Source organism: Robertmurraya sp. (assembly GCF_036676585.1).
GTDB lineage: Bacteria > Bacillota > Bacilli > Bacillales > Cytobacillaceae > Robertmurraya_A.
In genome coordinates this window covers 1-3,445 of sequence record NZ_JAKFCQ010000209.1, presented here as the reverse complement: position 1 = coordinate 3,445, position 3,445 = coordinate 1, and the positions used below count along the sequence as shown (strand labels likewise).

General features: G+C 37.9%; 6 protein-coding genes. 2 read left to right on the top strand and 4 right to left on the bottom strand.

Features of this window, described 5'->3' with window-relative positions:
• Together ACGLXV_RS24895 and ACGLXV_RS24890 are read left to right on the top strand one after the other, a co-directional pair.
• The coding region (locus ACGLXV_RS24895; protein WP_391560761.1) for a LysR substrate-binding domain-containing protein at positions 1–518 on the top strand (518 nt) is incomplete at its 5' end.
• A gap of 23 nt (positions 519–541) precedes the next feature.
• Positions 542–922 carry a YidH family protein gene (locus ACGLXV_RS24890; protein WP_391560760.1) on the top strand — a complete coding sequence of 127 codons (381 nt, stop codon included), beginning with the start codon at positions 542–544 and terminating at the stop codon, positions 920–922.
• A gap of 90 nt (positions 923–1,012) precedes the next feature.
• Here ACGLXV_RS24890 and ACGLXV_RS24885 read toward each other — a convergent pair whose 3' ends face one another.
• The 4 genes from ACGLXV_RS24885 to ACGLXV_RS24870 form a co-directional block, all read right to left on the bottom strand.
• On the bottom strand, positions 1,013–1,789 hold the full coding sequence (locus ACGLXV_RS24885; protein WP_391560759.1) for a sulfite exporter TauE/SafE family protein: 777 nt from the start codon (positions 1,787–1,789) through the stop codon (positions 1,013–1,015).
• A gap of 99 nt (positions 1,790–1,888) precedes the next feature.
• Positions 1,889–2,116, bottom strand: a complete 228-nt coding sequence (locus ACGLXV_RS24880) for a sulfurtransferase TusA family protein (RefSeq protein WP_119706314.1) — start codon at positions 2,114–2,116, stop codon at positions 1,889–1,891.
• 23 nt (positions 2,117–2,139) lie between these two features.
• Positions 2,140–3,267, bottom strand: coding sequence for an MBL fold metallo-hydrolase (locus ACGLXV_RS24875; protein WP_391560758.1), 1,128 nt, complete (start codon positions 3,265–3,267; stop codon positions 2,140–2,142).
• A 48-nt stretch (positions 3,268–3,315) separates the two neighbouring features.
• Positions 3,316–3,445: rhodanese-like domain-containing protein (locus tag ACGLXV_RS24870; protein WP_391560762.1), on the bottom strand; the 130-nt coding region annotated here is incomplete at its 5' end.

Genomic DNA, 3,445 nt, shown 5'->3' with positions numbered 1-3,445 from the left:
AGGAAATTGTTCAATCCGTTAAGAGGCATGAAGTGGATATTGGTCTAATTGAAGGGCAAACAAACGAAAAAGAACTTTCTGTCCACCCTTTTTTAAAGGACGAGCTTTTTGTTGTATCATCGGCTAAGCATCCTCTTGCATTAATGAATAGAGACATATTCATATCCGATCTTCAAAACCAAGTATGGGTGACACGGGAGGTTGGGTCAGGTACTAGGGAATACTTAAACCATGTGATCCGTTCGAATGGGCTAAAGGTAAAATCCCTACTATCTATCAGCAGCAATCAAGGAATTAAAGAAACTATAAGTAAGGGCATGGGTCTTTCACTTTTATCAAACAGCGTTATCCATAAAGAGGTCAAAAATGGAGAATTAGCCATCATTCGCATTAAAGATTTTCAATTCCCTAGAACGCTGTCGTATGTCTACTCTCCTACTATGAAAACGAAAAAGAACGTGGAGCTATTTATTACGAGCCTTCAAGAGATGTGGCCATACCGTTCTGAGTTGTTATAAGTCAAAATTAATTGAGGTACTAAATGATGATATTTAAGGATAAGCCAACAATTGATTCAAACTACATACAGCAACATCTAGCAAATGAACGTACATACCTAGCATGGATACGAACGAGTATTACGATCATAGGGGTTGGGTTTTTAATAACTAATTTACATTTCTCATTTATATCAAAAAATCAGCTCGGGGATATACTTGCACAAACGATTGGATTAGCTTCTATTTTTGTAGGAATTACCACTATCATTCTTTCAACTATTGGATATTTTAAGAAAGGCCGTGACATCAACAATCAAACTTTCGCTTACCCGAGAGTGATTACTTTATGCCTTTCCATTCTGCTTCTATTAATTTTTTTATTCTTCGGTCTTTATTATGTATTTATTTGGGGATTGGTTTAAATAAAAAAGGCGTCTGTCCTCCAATAAAGAATGGGACAGGCGCCTTTTCTGTTCCTTTAAAAGGTGCTTTCTCTTTTTAAGCTTTCTAGATTACAATATATCCATCCAAATCTTTATCGCTGTTGCTAAAATGAGGAGTGCAAGGACTACTTGGAGAATCTTTGTGTTTACCTTCTTCCCTGCTATCGCCCCTAGTGGTGAGGCAATTAAACTAGCTATGACCATGATTAAAGATGGCCAAAATTCTACTTGCCCCGTTGATATTTTTCCAACAGTCGCACCGATAGAAGAGATAAATGTGATGGCAAGTGAGGATGCAATGGTCATACGAGTTGGAATTTTTAAGACTACAAGCATGATAGGTACTAAAAGAAAAGCTCCAGCCGCTCCGACAATTCCAGACCCTATCCCAACGATAAATGCAAGGACCGCTGCCAACCATGTATTGAATGTCACTTGATCTAATGGAATATCATCTAGACCTTTTTTAGGAATGAACATCATCACAGCTGCAATCAATGCTAAAATACCGTATATGATATTAATTCCACCTTCACTCATGAGCTTTGAACCAAAGCCCCCAATAAAGCTACCAACTAAAATACTTGCTCCCATATAAATAATTAGCTTTTTATTTAAAAAGCCACCCTTTCGGTAAGCCCACACCCCACCGATCGTGGCAAAAAACACCTGAACAGCACTTATTCCTGATACTTCATGAGCACTAAAAGCTGCTAGACCGAATAAAGGTGGAATGTATAAAAGCATCGGATACTTAATGATTGAACCACCAATTCCCAGCATTCCAGAAATATATGAACCTATAAAACCTATTAAAAAGATGGTGATTATAAAACCTAAATCCATCGTTTTTTCCCCCTTTGAAAAAGCAAAAGCGCCTATTATGACGCTTGCTCTCTAAACCATTTTTCAGAAAAAGGGAACCTCATATGGTTCCCTTATAGATCAGCCTTTTTTAATCCAGAACTTTAGTACTTCATTTTCCTCATCGTGTTTGATTAATTCATGACCACCTGATTTTGCCCATGCAGCAAGATCATTTTTTGCCCCTTTATCAGTTGCATGAATTTCTAACACTTGACCGCTTTCTAATTCATTCATTGCTTTCTTTGTTTTAACGATCGGCATGGGACAAGCCAGCCCTTTTGCGTCTAATACTTTATTTGCTTCCATTTCAATTTCCTCCTAGTATTGTTTTATCGAACCGCGCAACGGTTTGGTCCGATTTCCATTTCACGTTGTTGCTCTTCGTCTGGAGTGATTTTCCCCATATTTGTTTCACGGATTTGTTGGTATGCATTTGGTTGTGGTGGCAGGTTTTCCGTTACCACTCTTCTAAATTCATCTTCGTCTGCAATATTTAAACCATGGTTTTTCTCAAATAGTGTCCCTAGCTTTTCTGACACACTTCCATCTTCATTTAACTCATCAATGATCATAAAGTGAGCTGGAAGTACGACTAATTCCTCAGATAATTCTCTGTAACGCTTGTAAAGACTTTCTCTTAAATCTCCTACCCAATCCTGTGCAAGTCCAGCTAAATCTGGTCTTCCAATCGAATCAATGAACAAGATATCTCCTGAAAGCAAGAATTTCTCATCCACAATAAAGGAAGTGGATCCGATTGTGTGTCCTGGTGAATATAATGCATGGATATTGATTTTTACATTACCGATTTCTACATCATTGCCATCTTCTAATGGTTGGTACGTAAAAGTAACTTCCGTTGCATCCTTTGGAGGTAACCAGTACATTGCATTTGTTTTTTCAGCAATTACTCTTCCACCAGAAATATGATCGGCATGAAGGTGAGTATCAAATACATGAGTGATCTTTGCTCCGATTAAGTTGGCAAAATCAAGGTACGTATCTGTCATACGGGTAGAGTCGATGATAGCTGCTTCGCCATTTGAAACGACCATATATGATAAACAGCCTTTTCCGATACGAACGAACTGATATATTTCGCCGCCGTCTTTTAAGTCTCCCACCTTAACTGGTTCTAAGTGTTCACTCCATGCTTTCATTCCGCCTGCTAGATAAGACACACTACGTCCTGCTTCAGAAAGCATGTCAGCTACCATAATAGATGACCCTTCCTTGGCACAAACGACTAATACCTCTTTATCCGTTGGTACTTGATCAAGAATTTCTTCTACCCCATCTAATAGATCAAAGTACGGTACATTTAGATATTCAAAATTTTCGCCTTCAATTTTCCAATCTTGAAATGCCTCTTCATTACGTACATCTAAAATGAAGAATGCTTCTTTATTAAATACTTTCTTCGTCACTTCTTTTGCCGTCATTACTTGAACAGTCATTACATTTACCCCCTAGAGTATAATTAATTCTAAAAATTTTTTTGATCCTTAATGGTTGATACGATCCGTTGTTCCAGTCCACTGACTCATCCCTGGAATAACATTTAGTACGTTTGAAAATCCGTTTTCAGCTAGTTTCTGAGCTGCTAAATCGCTTCGGTTACCTGTACGACATACG